This is a genomic window from Histidinibacterium lentulum (genome assembly GCF_003789055.1).
Taxonomy (GTDB): Bacteria; Pseudomonadota; Alphaproteobacteria; order Rhodobacterales; family Rhodobacteraceae; genus Oceanicola; species Oceanicola lentulus.
In genome coordinates, this window is record NZ_ML119084.1 from 190,734 (window position 1) to 211,518 (window position 20,785).

Annotated in this window: 24 protein-coding genes; 11 read left to right on the top strand and 13 right to left on the bottom strand. The window is 70.2% G+C overall.

The features are described from left to right. Positions 1 to 2 precede the first annotated feature (2 nt). The 4 genes from EAT49_RS09180 to EAT49_RS09195 all read right to left on the bottom strand — a co-directional run bounded on the left by EAT49_RS09180 (position 3) and on the right by EAT49_RS09195 (position 3,255). Positions 3 to 1,382 (bottom strand): DUF1800 domain-containing protein, encoded by a 1,380-nt coding sequence (locus EAT49_RS09180; RefSeq protein ID WP_123642024.1) that lies wholly within the window; start codon positions 1,380 to 1,382, stop codon positions 3 to 5. Positions 1,383 to 1,493: 111 nt separating this feature from the next. Further along, positions 1,494 to 2,537, bottom strand: a complete 1,044-nt coding sequence (locus EAT49_RS09185) for a succinylglutamate desuccinylase/aspartoacylase family protein (RefSeq protein ID WP_123642025.1) — start codon at positions 2,535 to 2,537, stop codon at positions 1,494 to 1,496. Between the two features lie 79 nt (positions 2,538 to 2,616). Further along, positions 2,617 to 2,841, bottom strand: a complete 225-nt coding sequence (locus tag EAT49_RS09190) for a DUF1150 family protein (protein WP_123642026.1) — start codon at positions 2,839 to 2,841, stop codon at positions 2,617 to 2,619. Between the two features lie 3 nt (positions 2,842 to 2,844). Beyond that, a complete protein-coding gene (locus EAT49_RS09195) occupies positions 2,845 to 3,255 on the bottom strand; it encodes an Hsp20 family protein (RefSeq protein ID WP_123642027.1) in 411 nt (136 codons plus the stop codon). A 179-nt stretch (positions 3,256 to 3,434) separates the two neighbouring features. Here EAT49_RS09195 and EAT49_RS09200 point away from each other — a divergent pair, with 179 nt between their 5' ends. The 4 genes from EAT49_RS09200 (at position 3,435) to EAT49_RS09215 (ending at position 6,393) form a co-directional block, all read left to right on the top strand. Next, the gene (locus EAT49_RS09200) at positions 3,435 to 3,656 is read left to right on the top strand and encodes a YdcH family protein (protein WP_123642028.1); all 222 of its coding nucleotides are present in this window, start codon (positions 3,435 to 3,437) and stop codon (positions 3,654 to 3,656) included. A gap of 609 nt (positions 3,657 to 4,265) precedes the next feature. Beyond that, positions 4,266 to 4,757 (top strand): 5-(carboxyamino)imidazole ribonucleotide mutase, encoded by a 492-nt coding sequence (purE, locus tag EAT49_RS09205; RefSeq protein WP_123642029.1) that lies wholly within the window; start codon positions 4,266 to 4,268, stop codon positions 4,755 to 4,757. Then, on the top strand, positions 4,747 to 5,823 hold the full coding sequence (locus EAT49_RS09210; protein WP_123642030.1) for a 5-(carboxyamino)imidazole ribonucleotide synthase: 1,077 nt from the start codon (positions 4,747 to 4,749) through the stop codon (positions 5,821 to 5,823). Before purE ends, EAT49_RS09210 begins: the two co-directional genes overlap by 11 nt. A gap of 120 nt (positions 5,824 to 5,943) precedes the next feature. Next, positions 5,944 to 6,393 (top strand): NUDIX domain-containing protein, encoded by a 450-nt coding sequence (locus tag EAT49_RS09215; protein WP_123642031.1) that lies wholly within the window; start codon positions 5,944 to 5,946, stop codon positions 6,391 to 6,393. A gap of 62 nt (positions 6,394 to 6,455) precedes the next feature. Here EAT49_RS09215 and EAT49_RS09220 read toward each other — a convergent pair whose 3' ends face one another. The 3 genes from EAT49_RS09220 to EAT49_RS09230 form a co-directional block, all read right to left on the bottom strand. Then, entirely contained in the window at positions 6,456 to 7,304 is an 849-nt protein-coding gene (locus tag EAT49_RS09220; RefSeq protein WP_185020710.1) for a GGDEF domain-containing protein, read from the bottom strand. Between the two features lie 141 nt (positions 7,305 to 7,445). After that, positions 7,446 to 9,086, bottom strand: coding sequence for a chaperonin GroEL (gene groL, locus EAT49_RS09225; RefSeq protein WP_123642033.1), 1,641 nt, complete (start codon positions 9,084 to 9,086; stop codon positions 7,446 to 7,448). Between the two features lie 80 nt (positions 9,087 to 9,166). Continuing rightward, positions 9,167 to 9,478, bottom strand: a complete 312-nt coding sequence (locus tag EAT49_RS09230) for a co-chaperone GroES (protein WP_123642034.1) — start codon at positions 9,476 to 9,478, stop codon at positions 9,167 to 9,169. 464 nt (positions 9,479 to 9,942) lie between these two features. Here EAT49_RS09230 and EAT49_RS09235 point away from each other — a divergent pair, with 464 nt between their 5' ends. After that, on the top strand, positions 9,943 to 10,230 hold the full coding sequence (locus tag EAT49_RS09235) for a hypothetical protein (protein ID WP_123642035.1): 288 nt from the start codon (positions 9,943 to 9,945) through the stop codon (positions 10,228 to 10,230). Positions 10,231 to 10,348: 118 nt separating this feature from the next. Continuing rightward, positions 10,349 to 11,335: a TraB/GumN family protein gene (locus EAT49_RS09240; protein ID WP_123642036.1), complete on the top strand. Its 987-nt coding sequence runs from the start codon at positions 10,349 to 10,351 to the stop codon at positions 11,333 to 11,335. A gap of 1 nt (position 11,336) precedes the next feature. Here the strand turns inward: EAT49_RS09240 and EAT49_RS09245 are convergent, their stop codons facing one another. After that, entirely contained in the window at positions 11,337 to 11,990 is a 654-nt protein-coding gene (locus tag EAT49_RS09245) for a DUF2161 domain-containing phosphodiesterase (protein WP_123642037.1), read from the bottom strand. Positions 11,991 to 12,587: 597 nt separating this feature from the next. On the opposite strand from EAT49_RS09245, the gene EAT49_RS09250 reads away from it, so the two are divergent. Beyond that, positions 12,588 to 13,508 carry a manganese-dependent inorganic pyrophosphatase gene (locus EAT49_RS09250; RefSeq protein WP_123642038.1) on the top strand — a complete coding sequence of 307 codons (921 nt, stop codon included), beginning with the start codon at positions 12,588 to 12,590 and terminating at the stop codon, positions 13,506 to 13,508. Between the two features lie 52 nt (positions 13,509 to 13,560). Next, positions 13,561 to 14,433 (top strand): TIGR01459 family HAD-type hydrolase, encoded by an 873-nt coding sequence (locus EAT49_RS09255; protein ID WP_123642039.1) that lies wholly within the window; start codon positions 13,561 to 13,563, stop codon positions 14,431 to 14,433. Positions 14,434 to 14,592: 159 nt separating this feature from the next. On the opposite strand, the gene EAT49_RS09260 is transcribed toward EAT49_RS09255, so the two are convergent. Then, the gene (locus tag EAT49_RS09260; protein WP_123642040.1) at positions 14,593 to 15,966 is read right to left on the bottom strand and encodes an aminotransferase; all 1,374 of its coding nucleotides are present in this window, start codon (positions 15,964 to 15,966) and stop codon (positions 14,593 to 14,595) included. 342 nt (positions 15,967 to 16,308) lie between these two features. Here EAT49_RS09260 and EAT49_RS09265 point away from each other — a divergent pair, with 342 nt between their 5' ends. Beyond that, a complete protein-coding gene (locus tag EAT49_RS09265) occupies positions 16,309 to 16,722 on the top strand; it encodes a thermonuclease family protein (RefSeq protein WP_246003806.1) in 414 nt (137 codons plus the stop codon). 117 nt (positions 16,723 to 16,839) lie between these two features. Here EAT49_RS09265 and rplT read toward each other — a convergent pair whose 3' ends face one another. The 4 genes from rplT to pyk form a co-directional block, all read right to left on the bottom strand. Continuing rightward, a complete protein-coding gene (gene rplT / locus EAT49_RS09270) occupies positions 16,840 to 17,199 on the bottom strand; it encodes a 50S ribosomal protein L20 (RefSeq protein ID WP_123642041.1) in 360 nt (119 codons plus the stop codon). Positions 17,200 to 17,213: 14 nt separating this feature from the next. Further along, positions 17,214 to 17,414, bottom strand: a complete 201-nt coding sequence (gene rpmI / locus EAT49_RS09275; RefSeq protein ID WP_123642042.1) for a 50S ribosomal protein L35 — start codon at positions 17,412 to 17,414, stop codon at positions 17,214 to 17,216. Between the two features lie 129 nt (positions 17,415 to 17,543). Then, entirely contained in the window at positions 17,544 to 17,756 is a 213-nt protein-coding gene (locus tag EAT49_RS09280) for a hypothetical protein (protein ID WP_148078735.1), read from the bottom strand. 91 nt (positions 17,757 to 17,847) lie between these two features. Then, on the bottom strand, positions 17,848 to 19,293 hold the full coding sequence (gene pyk / locus EAT49_RS09285; RefSeq protein ID WP_123642044.1) for a pyruvate kinase: 1,446 nt from the start codon (positions 19,291 to 19,293) through the stop codon (positions 17,848 to 17,850). A 146-nt stretch (positions 19,294 to 19,439) separates the two neighbouring features. Here pyk and EAT49_RS09290 point away from each other — a divergent pair, with 146 nt between their 5' ends. Continuing rightward, positions 19,440 to 20,216, top strand: a complete 777-nt coding sequence (locus EAT49_RS09290; RefSeq protein WP_123642045.1) for an N-formylglutamate amidohydrolase — start codon at positions 19,440 to 19,442, stop codon at positions 20,214 to 20,216. Between the two features lie 60 nt (positions 20,217 to 20,276). Next, a complete protein-coding gene (locus tag EAT49_RS09295) occupies positions 20,277 to 20,579 on the top strand; it encodes a DUF1244 domain-containing protein (protein WP_123642046.1) in 303 nt (100 codons plus the stop codon). Positions 20,580 to 20,785: the final 206 nt, after the last annotated feature.

Genomic DNA, 20,785 nt, shown 5'->3' on the forward strand with positions numbered 1-20,785 from the left:
CGTCATCTCCTCTGGAATGCTGCCGAGGCGAGGATCAGCCCCACGCCCTCGGCCCGGGTCTCGGCGGCCCGCGCGGCGAACAGCACCTCTTCGGTGGCGAAGGGCCCCAGCGCCACCTCCGCCAGCCGTCTCGGATCGGGCAGCGGATCGGCGAGCTGCGAGGGAATCTCCATCGCCCAGTCGATGCGCGCGGCAAGGCCCTGCGGCGTCACCCAATCCGACACACGGTCGGGGAAGCCCGCCGGGCTGAGCGGGTTCTCCCACTCCTGCCCCATCCGCAGGAGCGGCCTCCGGTAGCGCACCTGGACGATCCGCCGCTCATGGTTGCGCACCTCGCGGTCCGGCGGATCGAGCGCGCGGAGCGCCGCCTGCAGATATTCGACCGGCAGCCGCACCTTGCGCCGCTCGGGCGCCCAGGCCGCGGGATGCGACAGCAGCGCGTCGTAACAGGCCAGAAGATCGCCCCCCGTCGCGCGCCAGGTGCCGGCGACCCGGTCCACCACTGCGGGATCGGGCACATCGCTCAGGAAATGGCGCACCAGCTTTCCCGCAAGATGCCGCGCCGTCGCCGGATGGACGGCCACATCCGCGAGGAACGCCTCGACATGCTCCAGGCGTTCCGGCCCTCCCGGAGTGCCGTAGCTGCGTCCCAGCACCTCCTCGGCCCCCGGTTCCGCGGTCATCACGCGGTAGTGAAACCCCCGCCGCGTGTTGGAGAAAAGCCCGGACAGGAGCTCCGCCAGTTCGCGCACGTCCTTCTGGCCATAGGGCCCTCCGGCCCCGACGGTGTGAAGCTCCAGCAACTCGCGCGCCAGGTTCTCGTTCAGCCCCCGCCCGGTATCGCGCCCGTACTGCGAGTTCGGTCCGATCGACCGGTGCTGATCGAGGTAATGCAGCATCATCGGATGCCGGACGACGGCGCGCAGCATGTCCCCGAACCGGCCGGTCACATGGGGCCGGATCACGTCCTCGACGTAAGAGGCGACAAGGTGACGGGTCGAGCCGTAGCGTGGCACCACCGTGAAATGATTGGCCCAGAAGGCGACGAGCCGCTCCCGCATCCCGTCCCGCGTACGCGCGCCTCTCAGGAGCGTGTGGACAAGGGCGCGGTCCCGCTGACGCCGCGCCTCCTCGAACAGCGCCTCGCGCGCGCGGCGCGCCGCTTCGAGCCCGGCCGCCGGCGCCCGGCGCACCGCCTGCACCGCGGCATGAAGCTCCGCCTCCGCGGGGCGCATCCGCTCCGTCCGCGGGATCGGAAAAGCCTCCGCCATGACGTCCGGCCCGGCCAGCTTCTCCAGCATGTCGTCCAGACGGGCGGGCGGCTGACGCCGCGGCGAAAGGCCGGTCCCGAACCGGATCTCGGCAAGATAGGGGTCGTACATCGTCGACTGTGGTCCTCTGCCCCGGCCCGGGGTCCGTGCTCCGCATCCTACCCGATCGCGCGGCCTGCGTCCCGCGCCCGATGCGGGGGAGCGCGGAAACCTGCGCGGGCGTCAGATGATCTCGTCCTCGTCGAACAGCGGATCGCGGCTGTGATGGCGGGCGATCTCCTCCAGCGCCGCGCCCGCGCCGTCGGGCCGCGAGACCCTGGCGAGGTGAAAGATCGCGTCGCCCTCGTTGACGATCGGCATGACCGCCCGCCCGACGATCAGCCCCGAGAAGGGCGCCACGACCTCGGTCTCGGTCTCCCCGAACGGCCCGCTGACCGCCGCCAGCAGCGTGCCCTCCTCCACCGCCTCGCCATCGGCACGGAACGCCCGGAAGAGCCCGCCCCGCGGCGCCCTCAGCCAGACCGTCTCCGTGGCCACCAGGGGCCCGCTCTTCGGGCGCCGGATGCCACGGGCCGAGACCATGCCCCGATGATGCAGCACGCGCAGCACGCCCGCGACGCCCGTCCGCACCGCCATCTCGTCGAACCGCAGCCCCTCGCCCGCCTCGTAAAGCAGAATATCGACCCCCCGCCGCTCCGCCTCGCCGCGCAGGGTGCCGGGCCGGACCGGCGAGGTGATCACCACCGGCGCGCCGAAGGCCTCCGCCAGCGGCGGCAGCGAGGGGTCATCCGGGCTGATCCGGATCTGCGGCAGGTTCGTGCGGTGGATCGCGGCGGAATGGAGGTCGATGCCCAGATCGCAGCGCAGCACGATCTCCCTCAGGAAGAGATCCGCCAGCCGCGCCGCAAGCGATCCCGTGGGGCTCCCCGGAAACGAGCGGTTCAGGTCGCGGCGGTCCGGCAGGTACCGGGACCGGTTCAGAAAGCCGAAGGAATTGACGATCGGCACCACCAGCAGCGTGCCCCGCAGGCCCCGAAGCACCGGAGAGCGCAGCAGCCGACGCGCGATCTCCACGCCGATCACCTCGTCGCCATGAACCGCCGCGCTGACAAAGACCGTGGGGCCGGGCAGCCTGCCGTGAACCACCTCCACCGACAGGCTTACCGGCGTGTGATCCGAGAGGACCGACACGGGCAATTCGACCCGCGCCCGCGACCCGGGCCGGACCAGCGTACCGGCAATGTCGAAAGGGGCCTGCACCGACACGTTCGCCTCCGCTGCGCCAGGCCCCGAGAACGTCACAGCCGCGGCCCGGGCGCAAGACCCGCGCCACGACATCGGGGTGTCAGTGCACCGTCATCGGCGACATGTGGTTCTGCCGGGCCAGCGCAAAGGCCATCCGCCGGTCCGCCACCAGGGCGAGCTGCTGGCCCTGCGCATCATGCACGGCAAAGATCTGCTCCAGGTCGCCCGCCTGCTCGCGCAGCTCGTCGGGCAGGTCGGCCACCGCCACCGGTTTTACATACACGATGCGATTGTCGAGCTGGTCGAAACTCTTGGGAATGGCCATCGGTCACTTCCTCCGGATCTCTATCGTCTGGACAACGCTCTCCGGCACGTGCCGGTTCAGATCGACATGCAGAAGGCCGTTCTCCATCGAGGCCTCGCCCACGTCCACGCCCTCCGCCAGCACGAAACTGCGCTGGAACTGGCGCGCCGCGATTCCGCGGTGCAGGAAGACCCGACCGTCGCCGTCGTCGCGCTGCCGGCCGCGGATCACCAGCTGGTTGTCCTCCAGCGTGATCGCGAGATCGCGCTCGGAAAAGCCGGCCACGGCCAGCGTGATCCGGTAGGAGGTCGGCGATGTCTGCTCGATGTTGTAGGGGGGGTAGCCGTCCGCCGATTTCGCGGTCCTCTCGACAAGGCGCTCGAGCTCCTCGAAGCCGAGCAGGAACGGGTGGGCCCCCAGCGTGAGTTTCGTCATTCGCGACATGTCCTTGGTGTAAGCGACTGTCCTTCATTCGGCCCCGCAACGGCGACCGCCCGCGAAATATGGGGCCTCGCGAGGCGGGCCGCAAGGGCTCCGCCGCGTGTCGCGGGGGCTATGCCGGGACCGTTCCGGGCGCTATGCTCGGGGCCTCGCCAGAGGAGTGCGCCGCCGCCATGAACACCTCCGCCCGGATGGAACAGATCGAGGTCCTGAAGGTCGAACTCTCGGTCCTGCGCCAGGAGCATCGCGATCTCGACCAGGCGATCCGGGCGCTGGAGGAGCGCAACAGCCCGTCCGACATGCTGACGATCCGCCGCCTGAAAAAGCAGAAGCTGCACCTGAAGGACCGGATCCAGCTCCTCGAGGACAGGATCACGCCGGACATCATCGCCTGAGGGCCCGGCCCCCTGGGCCTTCCTCCGGCACGCAGATCTGAGCGCCTGCAAGGGTGCGGCCCCGCGGCGGGGCTGTCGTGGCGACCGATCCCGACACCGCAGGAGCCGCCGCAATCGCCCGCCGCGGCGCCCCCACCCGCGACCTCGCCTCAGCACCTGGCCCGCCCCCCCGACGTCCCCGCCGCGCGCGGCCCCTACACCGCACCAGCGACCGGCCCGCCATGTCCGGTACAGGCGCGTCCGCAACGCTCGCCCCGACGCCCAATCCCGCAACGGCCGGATGTGATCCCCGTCGCCGCAACGGCGGTCCCCGCCATGTCAGTCGCCGGCAAGACGCGGGCCCCGACAGTCGGCGCACCGGCCGCGAACCGATCGATCGCCGCACCTCCGGATTGCCGCCCGTCAGCTGCCGGAGCACGGCCTCACGCGCGGGCCTGCATCGTCCCGCTGTCGCTCCCGGTTCGCGCCTTGCAGTCCCGCCCTGCGCACGGGTCGATGGGACGTCCCTGTGCTCCCGATCCCCGGAAGTCGCCCCGACTTGCACGCCGGTCGCTCGCCCCTATAGTGCGCGTCCTCGGCACGGGAACGGCCGGGAGGACAGGAGGTCCGATGCCGGCGCCAGTGGTGGGGATCGTGATGGGCAGCCAGTCCGACTGGCCCACCATGCGCCTTGCGGCAGAGATCCTCGCCGAACTCGAGGTGCCCCACGAGACCCGCATCGTCTCGGCGCACCGGACCCCGGACCGGCTCTGGGCATATGGGACCGAGGCGGCGGGCCGCGGCCTTCTGGCCATCGTCGCGGGGGCGGGCGGGGCCGCGCACCTGCCGGGAATGCTCGCGTCCAAGACGCGGGTGCCCGTGATCGGCGTGCCGATCCGAACCCAGGCGCTGAGCGGCGTCGATTCGCTCTATTCCATCGTCCAGATGCCGCGCGGCTATCCCGTGGCGACCATGGCCATCGGTCCCGCGGGGGCCATGAACGGCGGGCTGATGGCGGCGCAGATCGCAGCCCTGTCCGATCCGGCGCTGGCCGCCCGGCTCGATGACTGGCGGGCGGCGCTCTCGGCCTCGATCCCGGAGGTGCCGCTCGATGACGGCTGAGCCACTGCCGCCCGGCGCGACTCTCGGCATCCTCGGCGGTGGCCAGCTCGGCCGAATGCTGGCCCTCGCCGCGGCGAGGCTGGGTATTCGCGTCCATGTCTACGACCCCGCGGCCGGTGGTCCGGCGGCCCAGGTCGCGGCGGCCGAAACCGTGGCGGCCTGGGACGACACCGGCGCGCTCGCCCGCTTCGCCGCCGAGGTGGACGCGGTGACCTACGAGTTCGAGAACATCCCCACCGCCAGCCTCGACGCGATCGAGGCGCTGGTGCCGATCCGCCCCGGACGCCGCGCCCTCGCGGTTTCCCAGGACAGGCTGACGGAAAAGCGCTTCCTGCGCGACCTCGGGCTCGCCACCGCCCCTTTCGCGCCGGTGGACTCCCTCGCAGAGCTCGAGTCCGCGCTGGCGGAACTCGGAACGCCCGCGATCCTGAAGACCCGGCGCTTCGGATATGACGGCAAGGGGCAGGCCCGCCTCCGCGATGTCGCCGAGGCCCCTGCGGCCTGGGCCGCCATGGGGGGCGCCCCCTCGATCCTCGAAGGGCTCGTGCCCTTTTCGGCGGAACTTTCGGTGATCGGCGGGCGCGGCGCGGACGGCGCGGTGGCCTGTTTCGATCCGGGCGAGAATGTCCACGAGGACGGCATCCTGCGCCGGACCAGCGTCCCCGCGACGGTCCCCGCCGCCCTGGCCACCGACGCGGTGCTGATCGCGGGCCGCATCCTGAATGCGCTCGATTACATCGGGGTGCTGGGGGTCGAACTCTTCGTCACCGACGCCGGGCTCGTCGTCAACGAGATCGCGCCCCGGGTGCACAATTCGGGGCACTGGACCCAGACGGGATGCACGATCTGCCAGTTCGAGCAGCATGTGCGCGCGGTCTGCGGCTGGCCGCTCGGCGACGGGTCGCGACATTCCGACGTGGTGATGGAGAACCTGATCGGCGACGACATCGCCCGGGTTCCCGCCCTTGCCGCGGAAGGGGCGGCGCTGCATCTCTACGGCAAGGCGGAGGCCAGGCCGGGCCGCAAGATGGGCCATGTCAACCGCATCGTCGCCCGTTCGGGCTGACCGCCGCATGGCCCCGCCCGCCCCTTCGCCCGGACCGGACCGGGACCCCCGCGCCGAAGCCTCGACCCGCCTGATCGCCCGGGATGTCCGGCGCTGTCCCGCAACGCGGCGGACATGGCCATGAGCCGGGCGCCCGTTCGCCTCGCCGTCCGGGCGGTCCTGATGCACGGGACGCGGCTGCTGCTCGTCAACGCCTATGCAGGGCGCGACGATCTGTGGTGCGCGCCGGGCGGCGGCGCCGAGCCGCACCAGAGCCTGCCCGACAACCTCCGCCGCGAGGTGCGGGAGGAGACGGGGCTCCAGATCGCCGTGGGCGCGCCCTGCCTCGTCAACGAGTTCCACGACCCGGAGGGCGCCTTTCACCAGGTCGACATCTACTTCCGCTGCACCCTTGCAGGGCCTGCGGAGCTGCGCCCCTGGACCGATCCCGAGGGCATCGTGTCCCACCGCAGGTGGGTCACCGAAGCGGAGGCCCGCGCGCTCCGGATCAAGCCCGACAGCCTGCCCGCCGCGGCCTGGCCATCCGGTGCGCAGCTTCTCTACGATCCGCTGGAGCCGATCCTGCGCTGACCTGACCCGGCCAGCCGCGGCATGCCCGGCGCGCCGGACCCGCCGGAAGAGCTCCCCCTCCCTCACGCGGCCCGGGCAGGGTCCGCGCCGCGCACGCAGTTGCTGCCCTCGTCCTTGGCCCGCGCCAGCTCCGCCCCCGCGATTTCCAGTGCGCCCTCGATCGCTTCTCCGCCGGGATGGGCCGCCAGACCCACCGAGGCGGTCAGGGACACGCCCCGGGTGGTGACCTTCTCCGCGATCTCGCGGCGCAGCCTCTCGGCCACCCGCGCCGCCACTTCCCGGGTTGCGCCGGGCAGGAACACCAGGAATTCCTCTCCGGCGATGCGCGCCAGAACGTCGTCCTGACGCAGCGCGTCGGAGCAGACCTGCACCACCTCGCGCAGGATGCGGTCCCCCTCCGCCTGGCCGGCGCGCTCGTTCACCTTGTGGAACCTGTCGAGGTCGATGAGCATGAGCCAGCCCGGCGGCGCATCCCGGAGCAGCCGCTCCGCCCCGCGCCGGTTCAGCGCCCCGGTCAGCGGATCGGTGTCCTGTTCGCGCCGGGACTGGTCCAGCGACCGCTGCGCCCGCGCCATCAGCCGGTTGGTGCGCACCATCAGCACACCCACCTCGTCCCCGAAGTCCTCGGGCAGGATCTGCAACTGCCCGCTGCGGCCCCAGAGATCGAGCGCGCCGGTCACCGCGAACACCGGCTCGAGCAGCGCCCGTATCCCGAGGAACGCCAGCACCAGCCCCGCCGTGCCCGAGGCCAGCACCACCGCGATCAGCGTCCGGTCCGCCGCGGCGCCGGCCTGCAACCCGTAGGCGAGAATGCCCAGGAAAGGCAGCACGAATCCCGCACCGACCACGGCGAAGGCCTTGGCCACGAAACTTCGGGGAAAGGGGCGTTGAAGCAGGCGATAGAGAACCATCGGACCACCGGACATCCTCAAGACACGGCCTGTCTAGGGCAACGGTCTTAAGGCCGGGTTGACGCGCAACGCCCCCTGCCTCGCGCCACGAAAAAGGGGCGCCCGAAGGCGCCCCCCTGTCTCGCGAAAGGCGAGGCTGGCTTACATCATGCCGCCCATGCCGCCCATGTCGCCCATGCCGCCGCCGGCGGGCTCGTCCTTCTTCGGCTTGTCGGCCACCATCGCCTCGGTGGTGATGAGCAGGCCGGCAACCGAGGAGGCATCCTCGAGCGCGGTGCGCACGACCTTCGCCGGGTCGATCACGCCGAACTTGAACATGTCGCCATATTCCTCGGTCTGCGCGTTGAAGCCGAACTTCAGGTCGTCCGATTCGCGGATCTTGCCCGCGACGACCGAACCGTCGACACCGGCGTTCTCGGCGATCTGGCGCAGCGGCGCCTCGAGAGCCTTGCGCACGATGGCGATGCCGGCGTTCTGGTCGGGGTTCTCGCCGGTCAGGCCGTCGAGCGCCTTGGCGCCCTGCACGAGAGCCACGCCGCCACCGACGACGATGCCTTCCTGAACCGCGGCGCGGGTCGCGTTGAGCGCGTCATCGACGCGGTCCTTGCGCTCCTTCACCTCGACTTCGGTCATGCCGCCCACGCGGATCACCGCAACACCGCCGGCGAGCTTCGCCACGCGCTCCTGCAGCTTCTCCTTGTCGTAGTCGGAGGTCGTCTCCTCGATCTGCTGGCGGATCTGGTTCACGCGCGCCTCGATCTCGGCCTTCTCGCCGTGACCGTCGACGATCGTGGTCTCGTCCTTGGAGATCGACACCTTCTTGGCGGTGCCCAGCATGTCGATGGTGACGTTCTCGAGCTTCATGCCGAGATCCTCGGAGATCACCTGGCCACCGGTCAGGATCGCGATGTCCTGCAGCATGGCCTTGCGGCGGTCACCGAAGCCCGGGGCCTTGACGGCGGCGATCTTCAGGCCGCCGCGCAGCTTGTTCACCACGAGCGTGGCGAGGGCCTCGCCTTCCACGTCCTCGGCGATGATCAGCAGCGGCTTCTGGCTCTGGATCACCGACTCGAGCAGCGGGACCATGGGCTGCAGCGACGAGAGCTTCTTCTCGTGCAGCAGGATCATGCAGTCCTCGAGCTCGGCGACCATCTTCTCGGAGTTGGTCACGAAGTAGGGCGACAGGTAGCCGCGGTCGAACTGCATCCCCTCGACCACGTCGGTCTCGGTCTCGAGGCCCTTGTTCTCCTCGACGGTGATCACGCCGTCGTTGCCGACCTTCTGCATCGCGTCGGCGATCATCCGGCCGATCTCGCGCTCGCCGTTGGCGGACACGGTGCCGACCTGGGCGACCTCGTCGGAGTTCTCGACGGTCCGGGCGGCGTTCTTGATGTGCTCGACGACGGCCTTCGTGGCGAGGTCGATGCCGCGCTTGAGGTCCATCGGGTTCATGCCGGCGGCGACCGACTTCAGGCCGTCCTTGATGATCGCCTGGGCGAGCACGGTGGCGGTGGTGGTGCCGTCGCCGGCCTCGTCATTGGTGCGGCTGGCCACTTCCTTGACCATCTGCGCGCCCATGTTCTCGAACTTGTCCTCGAGTTCGATCTCCTTGGCGACAGACACGCCGTCCTTGGTGATGCGGGGGGCGCCGAAGCTCTTCTCCAGAACCACGTTGCGGCCCTTGGGGCCGAGCGTCACCTTCACCGCGTCGGCGAGGATGTTGACGCCGCGCAGCATCTTGTTGCGGGCATCGGTATTGAAACGAACGTCTTTCGCAGCCATTCGACTTGCTCCTGACTTCAGGGTTTGACTGGGAAACGGAGCACCTGCCCCGTCCTTTCAGACTGTGCGGCCGGCGGCGTTCAGGCCGCGGCGGCCTGCGCGCTGTCCTCGATGATGCCGAGGATGTCGCTCTCCTTCATGATCAGGAGATCCTCGCCATCGACCCGCACCTCGGTGCCGGACCACTTGCCGAAGAGAATGCGGTCGCCCTCCTTGACGTCCATCGAGATGCGGTCGCCATCCTCGTCGCGAGCGCCAGCGCCCACGGAGACGATCACGCCCTCGGCGGGCTTTTCCTTGGCGCTGTCGGGGATGATCAGGCCGCCCTTGGTGGTTTCGTCGGACTCGACGCGGCGCACCAGGACCCGGTCATGCAGCGGTTTGAAAGCCATCTGTCGTAGCTCCCTCATTGGGTGTTGGATCGTTAGCACTCACCTTGTTGGAGTGCTAATGCGCCGGAATTAGGCAAGCGCGCCGCACCTGTCAACACCTTGTGACGGGCAAAATCATCGCCGATCGCAGGCGAGGGCGCGGCCTTCCGGCAACGGTTCCCGGGACTGCCCGCGCCGGGCCTCACCGGCCCTTGCCGGAGCCCGTCGCCGGGCCTATCGAACCGACATCCTGAGTCAAGGGGAGGGCCCCGCATGCGCCATGGGACATTGACCATCCGCCGCTGACGCGGCCTGCCCTCGGCCCGCCGCTCCTGCGGTGGTGCCTGACCCGCACAGGATATCCGCACGACCGCGCCGCCCTGCGCCCTCCCGCCCGTTCCGGGCCGGGGCCGCAACTCGTCCCGCCTTCGCGGCTGCCGTGCACCCTCGACCTCGATCCCGAAACCGAACCCACGGAGGCTTTCATGCATCCCCCCTTCTTCGACATCCCGCCCCCGGCACGCCCGCAGCGGCCCGGTCCCCGGCGCGCCCGCTCTGTTCCGGTCCTCGCCGGCGCACGCCGGCTCTCATTCGCGCCCGTGCCTCCGGCGGAGCCGCCGCCGCGCGCCATCGCGCCCCCGGCGACGCTCGCCGATCTGGCCCGTCCCGTCCCGAGCCCGGCCGCCAACGCGCCCCCGGCCCTGCGCCGCGCGCTCGGCCTGTGGCTCATCCGTCTCGGCAGCCGCCTCGCCGGCCCCAGTCCCGGCCATTGAGCCATCCCGCCCGGGCGGATCCCGCCCCTGCGCCTGCCGCGCCGATCCCCGGCTTGAGCCCCGGGCCTTGGGCCGCTAGCCTCCTGCCGACCCGTCATGCCGCGCCCGAGGACTGCCCATGCCCCCCAGCAGACCAGCCGCCGCAGCCCTCCTCTGGCTCCTCGCCGCTCCCGCGTTGGCCGCCTGCGACGGACTCAGCCTCGCCGACACCCTCACCGAGGCCGAATCGCGCGCCGTCGCGGTCGAGACCGCGGCGATCCCCTATCCCGAGGGCATCTTCTGGACCGCGACTCTCGGCGACCGCCGCATCGACCTGATCGGGACGATGCATGTCCACGATCCCCGCCTCGCCCCCCTCCGGGACCGCGCCCTGCCGCTGCTCGCCGGGGCCGAGGTGCTCTATGTAGAGGCAACCCGCGCCGAGGAGGCGGAGATGGAGGCCACCATCCTCGCCGAGCCACAGCGCATCTTCGTCCTTGACGGCCCGACCCTGCCCGAGCGCCTGTCCGAAGATGACTGGCAGGCCCTCGCCGAGGCCGCCGAGGCCCGCATGGTGCCCGCCTTCATGGCCGCCAAGATGCGGCCCTGGTACCTGACCATCGCGCTTGCCGTCCCGCCCTGCGCCATGACCGACATGATCGAGGGGCGGCGCGGGCTCGATCACATGCTGCTCGACGAGGCCGCGGCGATGAACCTCGAGGCCCGCGCCCTCGAACCCTGGGAGACCGTGCTGGACCTGTTCGCGGACAGCCCCGAGTCGGACCAGCTCGCCATGCTGCGCCTGTCCGCCGGTCCGCCGGAGCTTCAGACCCAGGCCTTCGTCGCCATGCTCGACGGGTATTTCGCGGGCCGCATTGCCGAGATCTGGGCGATGTCCCGCATCGCCGGATACCGTACGCCCGGCCTCGACCCCGCCGAGGCCGACGCGCTGATGGCCACCACCGAGGAGCTGCTGATCGCCTCGCGCAACCGCGCCTGGATCGAGCGGCTCGAAGCCGCCTCGGAAACCCGCATCGCCGTCGCCGTGGGCGCCCTGCACCTGCCCGGAGACGAAGGCCTGCTGCGGCTTCTGGAAGAGCGCGGCTGGCACATCGCCCCGCTCTGACTCAGGGCGCGCTGTCGCCCCAATCCGCGAGCCCCGTCCGTCCCGCCTCGGTCAAGCCGTATACCCCCCGCTCGACCCGCGCGAACCAGCCGTAATGGTTGTCCGCCATGATCTGGCGCGCTGCGGGCACCTCCGCCCACTCCGCGACCTTCGCCGCGCGGCTCGGCCCGTGCACGGCAAGGAACCGCGCGCAGGCCAGCGCGTCCTGCCGGTAGCCCGTCACCAGCCCGTGCCGCGTGGCCCCGCCGGCATTGGGATCGCCCCTCAGCCGGTCGAAGGCCCGAAGCAGCCGCTCCGCGGCCTTCGGCGCCTTCCTCGGCCGGAACGGACCGGGATCGCAGAGGACCTCCACCAGCCCGTCCCTCGGCCGCACCGTCAGGACGCCCAGCCCCAGCTTGCGCGCCAGCCCGACATTGCGCTCCAGCGCAACCTTCCCGGGCCGCGCCACTCCCAGGTAGACCGTCTCCGTCGCTGCCTGCCGCGCCACCCCCTGGTGAAACAGCGCCAGCGAAAAACCGGTCTTCAGCTCCACCACCACCGGCGGCTCCTGCCCGCGACGCGCGACGACATCGGCGGCGCCGACCTCGCCCTTCACCTCGTAGCCCTGTCGTTCGAGAAACGCCTTGATCGGCGGATAGAGCTCGGCCTCGCGCATGGGCCGAACCCTGCCCCGGCCTGCGCCGGGGGCAAGGAACCTCGTGCCGCCGCCTAGCGCTGGCCGGGCCTGCGTGGAATCGGCGCGGGCTTCGGCGCCGCGGGCCGCCCCTTGGGGCCGGGCAGCGTCCTCGGCGGCTTGCCGGTCGCTCCGCCGGACTTGCGCCCCGGCTTCCGGGGGGCACGGACGGAGGGGCCCGACAGGGATGCGGGCGACGACGGCAGGAGCCCGCCCACAGCGGGCAGGACAAACGTAACGGTCATGACTGAACCTCGTTCGACGAGAGAGAAGGTATCCGTGCGGCGCGCCGCACGGCGGATCGCAGGCCCGGAAGGCCGGGCCTCAGAGGTGCCGGATCATCGTCAGGGAACTCCCCGTTGGAGAGATGCGCACCCCGGTGAGGGGCGTCACTGCCAGGGGCGGGCGGTATGGACGCGCTGATCCATTGTCTGGGTCCTCCGGTCGAACGACGCGACACTACACCACATCGCCCGTTGCCGCAACGCCAGCGGCGGCGACGCGCCCGGGGGTGACAGGCCCGGGGGGCCACCATATAAGGCCCGCGACCTCACGAAACCGTCAAGCCGAGGGACTCCCATGACGACGCTCGTTTTCGGCCACAAGGCCCCCGACACCGATTCCACCGGCAGCCCGCTGATCTGGGCGTGGTACCTCTCCGAGGTCCGCGGCGAGCCCGCCGAGGCCCGCCTCCTTGGCGCGCCCAACACCGAGGCCGCCTTCGTGGCCGAACGCTGGGGCTTCGACCTGCCGCCCGTGCTGGACGACGTCGAGGACGGCCAGCCCTGCGTCGTCGTCGACACCAACAATCCCGCGGAACTGCCCGCCAACATCAACGGCGCCGACCTGCGCTCGATCATCGACCACCACAAGCTGACGGGCGGGATCGAGACGAAAGGCCCCATCGACATCACCATCCGCCCGCTCGCCTGCACCGCCACCATCATGCACGAGATGATGGGCGAGAAGGCCGCCGGGATGCCCGAGGGCATCAAGGGCCTGATGCTGTCCTGCATCCTGTCCGACACGCTGGAATTCCGCTCGCCCACCACCACGCCCGTGGACCGCGCCCTGGCCGAGAAGCTCGCCGCCGAGCTGGGCATCTCGATCCCCGACTACGCCGGCGAGATGTTCGCGGCAAAATCCGACGTTTCCGCCTTCTCCGAGGCGGAACTGCTGCGGATGGACTCCAAGGAATACGAGGTCGGCGGCACCAGACTGCGCGTGTCGGTGCTGGAAACCACCGCCCCCGCCTCGGTGCTCGGCCGCAAGGACGCGCTCATGGCCGCCATGCCCGCCGTGGCCGAGGAGGACGGGGCCGACGAGGTGATGCTCTTCGTGGTGGACATCCTCAACGAGGAGGCGACGCTGCTGGTGCCCAACGATCGGGTCAAGGAGATCGCGGAGGCGAGCTTCGACACCACCGTCGAGGGCGACACCGTGGTCCTTCCCGGCATCATGAGCCGCAAGAAGCAGATCATCCCCGCGCTGCGGACCTGATCCCGGTGCCGCGCCCCCCGGCGCGGCCCCCGTCCCGACCAAGGAGCCGCCCGTGAGCCGAGTGATTTCCTCCCTCGACGAGATCGCCGGGGATTACGACCTCGCGCTGGTCGATCTCTGGGGCTGCCTGCATGACGGCATCCGCCCCTACCCTGAGGCGGTGGAGGCCTGCCGCCGCTTCCGCGCGCGGGGCGGTGCCGTGGTTCTCGTGACCAACGCCCCCCGCCCCCGAGCGGATGTGGAGCGGCAGATCGCCGGGATCGGCGTGCCCGCCGACTGCTGGGACACCATCGCCACCTCCGGCGACAGCGCACGCGCCGCGATGTTCCGCGGCACCGTGGGCCGCCGGGTCTGGACCATCGAGGGTCCGGGCGATCATGGCTTCTTCGCGCCCATGGCCCTGATCGACGACCCGGTGGAGATCGCCGAGGTCCCCCTCGCCGAGGCGGAGGGCATCGTCTGCCTCGGCCCCGCCGATCCCCATGCCGACCCGGCCGTCTACCGCCCGCAGTTCCTCGTGGCAAAGCAACGGGGGCTGAAACTCCTCTGCGCCAATCCCGACATCGTGGTGGACCGCGGAGGCGTGCGCGAATGGTGCGCCGGGGCGCTGGCCGCGCTCTATACCGAGATGGGCGGCGAGAGCCTCTATTTCGGCAAGCCCCATCCGCCGATCTACGACCTCGCGCGCCGCCGCTACGCCGAGCTGCCCGGCGCCCTGCCCGAGCCGCGCGTCCTCGCCATCGGCGACGGCATCCGCACCGATATCCTCGGCGCCCAGCAGGAGGATATCGACAGCCTCTTCATCACCGGCGGCATCGCGGCCGAAGAGACGAAGACCGAAGGACAGCCCGACCCGGACGCTCTGGCGGCCTTCCTCGCCGCCGAACAGGTCACCCCGACATTCGCGATCGGCTACTTGCGCTAGCCTCTGACACGAAACCGATGATGCGGCGGCCCGCGCCGCCGTAGGGTGGGTTTCCAACCCACCTGCCGCCCGCACCGCCGTAGGGTGGGTTTCCAACCCACCCGGACCCCCGCCCCGGGGCAGCGGCCCGCCGCGCCTGCCGCGCAGCGCCCTCCCGGACTACCCGCCGAACACCGCCCTGACGGCCGCCGCGGTCTTCTCCACAAGCTCGTCCGCCTCGGCCTCGGTCAGGCAGAACGGCGGGGCGAAGCCCACCACCTCCGCATGGGGCATCGCCCTGGCGATCACGCCGTTCTGCATCATGTGCCCCACGACCTTCGCCGTCACCTTGTCCGCCGGGTCGGGCGCGGCGCGCGTGGACCGGTCGGCGGTCAGTTCCACCGCGCAGAGCATCCCCTCGCCGCGCACCTCGCCGACATTGGGATAATCCCCCAGCGCCTCGGTCATCCGCGTTTTGAGATAGGCGCCGACCCTCCCGGCATTGCCGACGAGGTCCAGCTCGTCGATGAGCCTGAGGTTCGCCACACCCGCAGCGGCGCCGATGGGATGCGCCGAATAGGTCCAGCCGTGGCCCAGCGCGCCGGTGAGATCCGCCGCCTCCTCCAGCACCTTCCACACCTTCTCCGACACGATGGAGCCCGAGAGCGGCGCATAGGCGGATGTCAGCCCCTTCGCGATGGTCATGAGATCCGGCTTCATCCCGTAATGCTCCGAGCCGAACATGGTCCCGAGCCGTCCGAAGCCCGTCACCACCTCGTCCGCCACCAGCAGGATGTCATGCTTCTCCAGCACCTCCTGGATCGCGGGCCAGTAGCCCTCGGGCGGCATGATGATGCCCCCGGTCCCCAGCACAGGCTCCGCCCAGAAGGCGGCGATGGTCTCGGCGCCCTCGCGCTCGATCATCTGCTCGAGTTCGCTCACGAGATACGCGGTGAACTCCCGCTCCGTCATCGCCTCGCGCGGGCGCTGGTAATAGTAGGGCGCCTCGGTATGAAGCACCTGCGGCAGCGGCAGGTCGAAATGCTTGTGCCACATCGGCAGGCCGGTCAGCGAGCCGGTCATCAGGCCCGAGCCGTGATAGCCCCGCTTGCGGCTGATGATCTTCTTCTTCTCCGGCCGGCCGAGGATGTTGTTCATGTACCAGACGAGCTTGACGTTGGTCTCGTTCGCGTCCGAGCCGCCGAGGCCGAAATAGACCTTCGACATGTGATCCGGCGCGCGGTCCATGATCATCTTGGCGAGCGTCACGCTCGCCTCCGTGCCGTGGCCGACATAGGCGTGGTAATAGCTCAGCTCCCGCGCCTGGGCGGCGATGGCCTCCGCGATCTCCTGCCGCCCGTAGCCCACGTTGACGCAGTAAAGCCCCGCGAACCCGTCGAGAAACCGGTTTCCGTTCCGGTCCACGATATGGCTGCCCTCGCCCCCTGTGACGATCCGCTGAGCGACGTTGCCGCGCGCGAAGTCGGCAAGATGGGTGGAGGGGTGCAGGAAATTCTCGCGGTCCCACTGCTCCAGAGGATCGTTCTTCAGCATGGCGCTCTCCCGGTCGGCACTGTCGCTTTGCCTCTGCCTATCCGATCCGGCCACCAGGCGACAGGGGGGCCGTCGGCGCGCGCCCGATGCCGCCTTCCCGACATGGCTCCCTTTACCATGTGGACAGCGTCCCGGCCCCGCCCTTAACCTCGGCCCTGAGACGCACCGATCGGAAAGGCCCGTCCTCTGGAAACGATCCTGCTCTTCGCGCTCGCCGCGGCCGCCGTCCTCGTGGTCGCCCGGAGACGCCACGTTGCATCCCGCCCCTCAGGCAGGCGGGAGCCCCTCCCGCCCGATCCGCAGCCCGCCGTCACCGCCCGCCCTGCACCGGCGCACCCCGTCTTGCACGGACCCGCCTATGTCGTCGACGGCGACGGCCTACGGATCCGCAAGACGGAGATCCGCCTCTTCGGAATCGACGCGCCCGAGATGAATCACCCTCACGGTCGCAAGGCGAAATCCGCGCTCATCGCGCTCTGCAGGGGACAGAGAATCACGGCGGAGTTCACCGGCCTCGACGTTCACGGCAGGACCGTGGCCCGCTGCCACCTGCCAGACGGTCGCGATCTTTCCGCCGAAATGGTCAAGCTCGGCCTCGCCCTCGACTGGCCGAAGCACTCCGGCGGCGCCTACCGCGATCTCGAGCCGCCGGACGCCCGCAAGAAGCTCTGGCTGGCGGATGCACGCCAGAAGGGCCGGATGGACGTATGGGAACGCTTCGAGGCGTCGGCCCGGGAGCGCGCGGCGCGCCGGTAACCTGCCCCGACACCGCACTCCTGCGGGCCGAGCCTCAGCCCGGTCCACCCGACCCCGAAAACGACAAAGGCCGGGCTGAAGCCCGGCCTGCGCCTTCCTCAGGCAATCACGCAGCCCTCAGGCCAGCGCGGCCTTCGCGCGGTCGACGATGCCCGCAAAGGCCTCGGGCTCGTTCACGGCGAGATCGGCCAGCACCTTGCGGTCCACCTCGATCCCGGCAAGGCTCAGCCCGTTGATGAAGCGCGAATAGGTCAGCGCCTCGTCATGGGCGCGCACGGCGGCGTTGATCCGCTGGATCCACAGCGCGCGGAAGTTGCGCTTGCGGTTGTGCCGGTCGCGGGTTGCATACTGGTTCGCCTTGTCGACCGCCTGGCGGGCGACCTTGAAGGTATTCTTGCGCCGGCCGTAATAGCCCTTCGCGGCGTCGGTGACCTTCTTGTGGCGACGATGGGTGACGGTTCCGCCTTTGACTCGCATCTGTCAGTCCTCCTTCAGCGCGCGTAGGGCATCATCGGCTTGATGATCTGCTCATCAGCCTTTGCCAGGATGGTGGTTCCGCGCGCATCGCGGATGAACTTGTTCGAACGCTTGATCATGCCGTGGCGCTTGCCCGCCTGGCCGGCCTTGATCCGGCCGGTGGCCGTCACCTTGAACCGCTTCTTGCAGCTCGACTTGGTCTTCATCTTGGGCATTTCGGTCTCCTTTGCCGTCGACGCCGCGACTCGGCATGCCACACCGGCCGGCCGCAGCCTGAGCGCGCGCGTATAGAAGAGGAGAGCGGGCCTGGCAAGCCCTGCGGGCGAACCCGCGGGCCCCGGGCGTCAGTTGAACGTCTGTGCGAACGCGCGGGCCACGATGTCGGGAAGGTCCGCCATCTGGAACGCGCCGGGCGTCTGGTTCGCACCCACCGCGATCAGCGCGAGGCCCCCGATCAGGAGCAGCATCGGGAACCGCACGCTGCGTCCATGGGTGAAGGCGCTCAGGATCGCGGGGAAAGAGATCGCCGCGAAGAGGAGGCCCAGGGTTATCATCACGTCGTTGCTCATGACGCGACGATAGCCGCGAATCGCGACGACAATAAGGCGCGGTCCCGCCGATTGTGGCGAAGGGCCCCGCGGCCCCCGGTCAGCCCGGCTCCTGCCGGAAGATCAGCTTCTCCTCGCAGGGGGCGACCCGCAGGATGTTGGTGGAGCCCGGCGTGTTGAACGGCACGCCTGCCACGACGATGATGTTGTCCTCCGCCTGCGCGCCGAGGATCGTCCGCGAGGCGCGCACCGCGTAGACCACCGCGGTCTTGAACCGGTCGAGGTCGCCCGTCATCACCGGGTAGACCCCCCATGTCAGGCAGAGCGCCCGCGCCGTCAGCGGCACCGTGGTCATGGCGATGATCGGCACCTGCGGCCGCTCCCGCGCGGTCAGGAGCGCGGTGGTGCCGCTTTCGGAGAAACAGCAGATGGCGAGCACGTTGGTTGCCTCGGCGATCTCCCGCGCGGCCGAGACGACGCCGTCGGCGACGGTGGCGCGCTTGGCCGACCGGCTCGCGGCCATGATCTGCAGGTAGGTCGGATCGCGCTCCACCTCGGCCGCCACGTTGTTCATGGTCGTGACCGCCTGGACAGGATAGGCGCCCGCGGCGCTCTCGGCCGAGAGCATGATGGCATCCGCCCCCTCGTAGATCGCCGCGGCGACGTCGGAGACCTCGGCCCGCGTCGGCATCGGGCTCTCGATCATCGATTCGAGCATCTGCGTGGCGACGATCACCGGCTTCGCGGCGGCCCGGCACTTGCGCACCAGCCGCTTCTGGATCGGCGGCACCGCATGGACGGGCAGTTCGACGCCCAGGTCGCCGCGCGCGACCATGATCCCGTCGGAGACGGCCAGGATGTCGTCGAAGGAATTGACCGCCGCGGGCTTCTCGATCTTCGACAGGACCTTGGCGCGGCCCTTCACGATGGCGCGGGCCTCCTCCACGTCGGCGGGACGCTGCACGAAGGACAGCGCCACCCAGTCCACGCCCAGCTCCATGACGAAATCGAGGTCGCGCCGGTCCTTCTCGCTCAGCGCCGCCAGCGGCAGCACCACGTCGGGCACGTTCACGCCCTTGCGGTTGGAGATCGTGCCGCCCACCTCGACCTCGCAATCGGCGAAGTCGCGGCCGCAGTCCCGGACCTTCAGCCTTATCTTGCCGTCGTTCACCAGAAGATGCGCGCCCGGCTCCAGCGCGTCGAAGATCTCCTTGTGCGGCAGCTGCACCCGGGTCGCGTCGCCCGGGGTAGCGTCCAGATCGAGCCGGAAGGCCTGTCCCGCCTCGATCTCCTCCGAGCCGCCCGCAAAGACCCCGAGCCGCAGCTTCGGCCCCTGAAGGTCCGCGAGGATGCCGATGGGGGCGTTCACCTCCTTCTCGATCTGCCGGATGATCTCGTGACGGGCCCGGATCTCGGAATGGTCGCCATGGGACATGTTCAGGCGAAAGACGTCGGCTCCGGCGGTGTAGAGGGCCCGGATCATGTCGGCATCGCTCGACGAGGGCCCGAGGGTCGCGACGATCTTGACGTTGCGATTGCGTTTCATGGCTGGCGCTCCTTCGGGTCTCACGCTTGCGGACTGCGTCACTGGCTGAAGGTCGTTATCGCTAACGGCCGGGTCCCGCGCCTTATTGCGGAATTCCCTTCCGCGGACAACTGGCCTATGGCCGGTGTGATCCGATGACTGGTTCCATGCCACACGACGCCTACGAAATCATCACCGCGGCCGCCACCTCTCCGTGGCTCCTGACCTGCGACCACGCATCCAATCGCGTGCCGCCAGGGGTGTCGGGGGGCGATCTCGGCCTCGCGGCGGGCGAGATGGAGCGCCACATCGCCTATGACGTCGGCGCCGCCGGCGTGACCCGCCATCTCGCCGCCGCCCTCGGCTGCCCCGCGGTGCTGTCGCGCTTCACCCGACTCGCCATCGATCCGAACCGGGGCGAGGACGACCCGACGCTGGTGATGAAGCTCTACGACGGCACGATCGTCCCCGGGAATCGCGCGGTGGACGCCGCCGAGGTGACGCGCCGCAAGGCCGCGCTCTACGATCCCTACCACGGCGCGGTGGCGGAACTCGCCGCCCGCCGCCCGGACACGATCTACGTCGCCATCCACTCCTTCACGCCGCGCCTGCGCGGCCGCCGCCCCCGGCCCTGGCACATCGGCATCCTGCACGCCTGGGACGAGCGGTTCTCCCGGCCGCTCCTCGACCGCCTGGCCGAGGAGGCCGACATCATCACCGGCGAGAACGAGCCCTATCCCGGGCACCTGCCCGGCGACGCGGTGGACCGCCATGCGCTGAAACACGGCCGGCCCAACGCCCTGATCGAGCTGCGTCACGATCTCATCGACACCGAGGCGGGCCAGCGCGCCTGGGCCACGCGCCTTGCCCCGATCCTCGAGGACGCCCGCGCCGCGATGGAGGCCGCGGACCGCAAGCAGACCCCCGGCGCAAGGACTTTCTAGAAAGTCCTTGCCGCGCCACGATCTTCTCGAAGATCGTGGCCCCCGTCAAAGGAGAGAGCCATGGACGACGCCACCCGCACCGAACTCGAGGCCGCCGCCTTCCGCCGCCTGCGCCATCACCTGATGGAGGAGCGCCCCGACGCCCAGAACATCGAGCTGATGACCCTCGCCGGCTTCTGCCGCAACTGCCTCAGCCGCTGGTATCAGGAGGCCGCCGCCGAGCGGGGCATAAAGATGTCGAAGGACGAGGCGCGCGAGATCTTCTACGGCATGCCCTACGACGACTGGAAGGCCCGGCACCAGTCCGAGGCCACGCCCGAGCAGCAGGCCGCCTTCGACGCCAGCCACCCGACCCGGGACTGATCACGGCCGGCCGGTTTTGGCCCTTACGTCATTTCCGTCCGATTCGCACGATTGTGGCGGGATTGACGGCCTTGGCTCCGGCAATCCGGACCGGATCTCCCGCGTTGTGCCCGGCGACGAAACGATCGCCCCCGAAATTTGACGGGACCGCCGCAATTCGGCTCTCTGGGGGCGTTCCGAGGCAGTCTGACGCCCGGACGACCAGC

Bases quoted from the DNA above. Each gene is read 5' to 3' on its own strand.
- EAT49_RS09180 (WP_123642024.1), bottom strand. From the start codon at position 1,382: ATGTACGACCCCTATCTTGCCGAGATCCGGTTCGGGACCGGCCTTTCG.
- EAT49_RS09190 (WP_123642026.1), bottom strand. From the start codon at position 2,841: ATGGCCATTCCCAAGAGTTTCGACCAGCTCGACAATCGCATCGTGTAT.
- EAT49_RS09195 (WP_123642027.1), bottom strand. From the start codon at position 3,255: ATGACGAAACTCACGCTGGGGGCCCACCCGTTCCTGCTCGGCTTCGAG.
- EAT49_RS09200 (WP_123642028.1), top strand. From the start codon at position 3,435: ATGAACACCTCCGCCCGGATGGAACAGATCGAGGTCCTGAAGGTCGAA.
- purE (WP_123642029.1), top strand. From the start codon at position 4,266: ATGCCGGCGCCAGTGGTGGGGATCGTGATGGGCAGCCAGTCCGACTGG.
- EAT49_RS09210 (WP_123642030.1), top strand. From the start codon at position 4,747: ATGACGGCTGAGCCACTGCCGCCCGGCGCGACTCTCGGCATCCTCGGC.
- EAT49_RS09215 (WP_123642031.1), top strand. From the start codon at position 5,944: ATGAGCCGGGCGCCCGTTCGCCTCGCCGTCCGGGCGGTCCTGATGCAC.
- EAT49_RS09220 (WP_185020710.1), bottom strand. From the start codon at position 7,304: ATGGTTCTCTATCGCCTGCTTCAACGCCCCTTTCCCCGAAGTTTCGTG.
- groL (WP_123642033.1), bottom strand. From the start codon at position 9,086: ATGGCTGCGAAAGACGTTCGTTTCAATACCGATGCCCGCAACAAGATG.
- EAT49_RS09230 (WP_123642034.1), bottom strand. From the start codon at position 9,478: ATGGCTTTCAAACCGCTGCATGACCGGGTCCTGGTGCGCCGCGTCGAG.
- EAT49_RS09235 (WP_123642035.1), top strand. From the start codon at position 9,943: ATGCATCCCCCCTTCTTCGACATCCCGCCCCCGGCACGCCCGCAGCGG.
- EAT49_RS09240 (WP_123642036.1), top strand. From the start codon at position 10,349: ATGCCCCCCAGCAGACCAGCCGCCGCAGCCCTCCTCTGGCTCCTCGCC.
- EAT49_RS09245 (WP_123642037.1), bottom strand. From the start codon at position 11,990: ATGCGCGAGGCCGAGCTCTATCCGCCGATCAAGGCGTTTCTCGAACGA.
- EAT49_RS09250 (WP_123642038.1), top strand. From the start codon at position 12,588: ATGACGACGCTCGTTTTCGGCCACAAGGCCCCCGACACCGATTCCACC.
- EAT49_RS09260 (WP_123642040.1), bottom strand. From the start codon at position 15,966: ATGCTGAAGAACGATCCTCTGGAGCAGTGGGACCGCGAGAATTTCCTG.
- rplT (WP_123642041.1), bottom strand. From the start codon at position 17,199: ATGCGAGTCAAAGGCGGAACCGTCACCCATCGTCGCCACAAGAAGGTC.
- rpmI (WP_123642042.1), bottom strand. From the start codon at position 17,414: ATGCCCAAGATGAAGACCAAGTCGAGCTGCAAGAAGCGGTTCAAGGTG.
- pyk (WP_123642044.1), bottom strand. From the start codon at position 19,293: ATGAAACGCAATCGCAACGTCAAGATCGTCGCGACCCTCGGGCCCTCG.
- EAT49_RS09290 (WP_123642045.1), top strand. From the start codon at position 19,440: ATGCCACACGACGCCTACGAAATCATCACCGCGGCCGCCACCTCTCCG.
- EAT49_RS09295 (WP_123642046.1), top strand. From the start codon at position 20,277: ATGGACGACGCCACCCGCACCGAACTCGAGGCCGCCGCCTTCCGCCGC.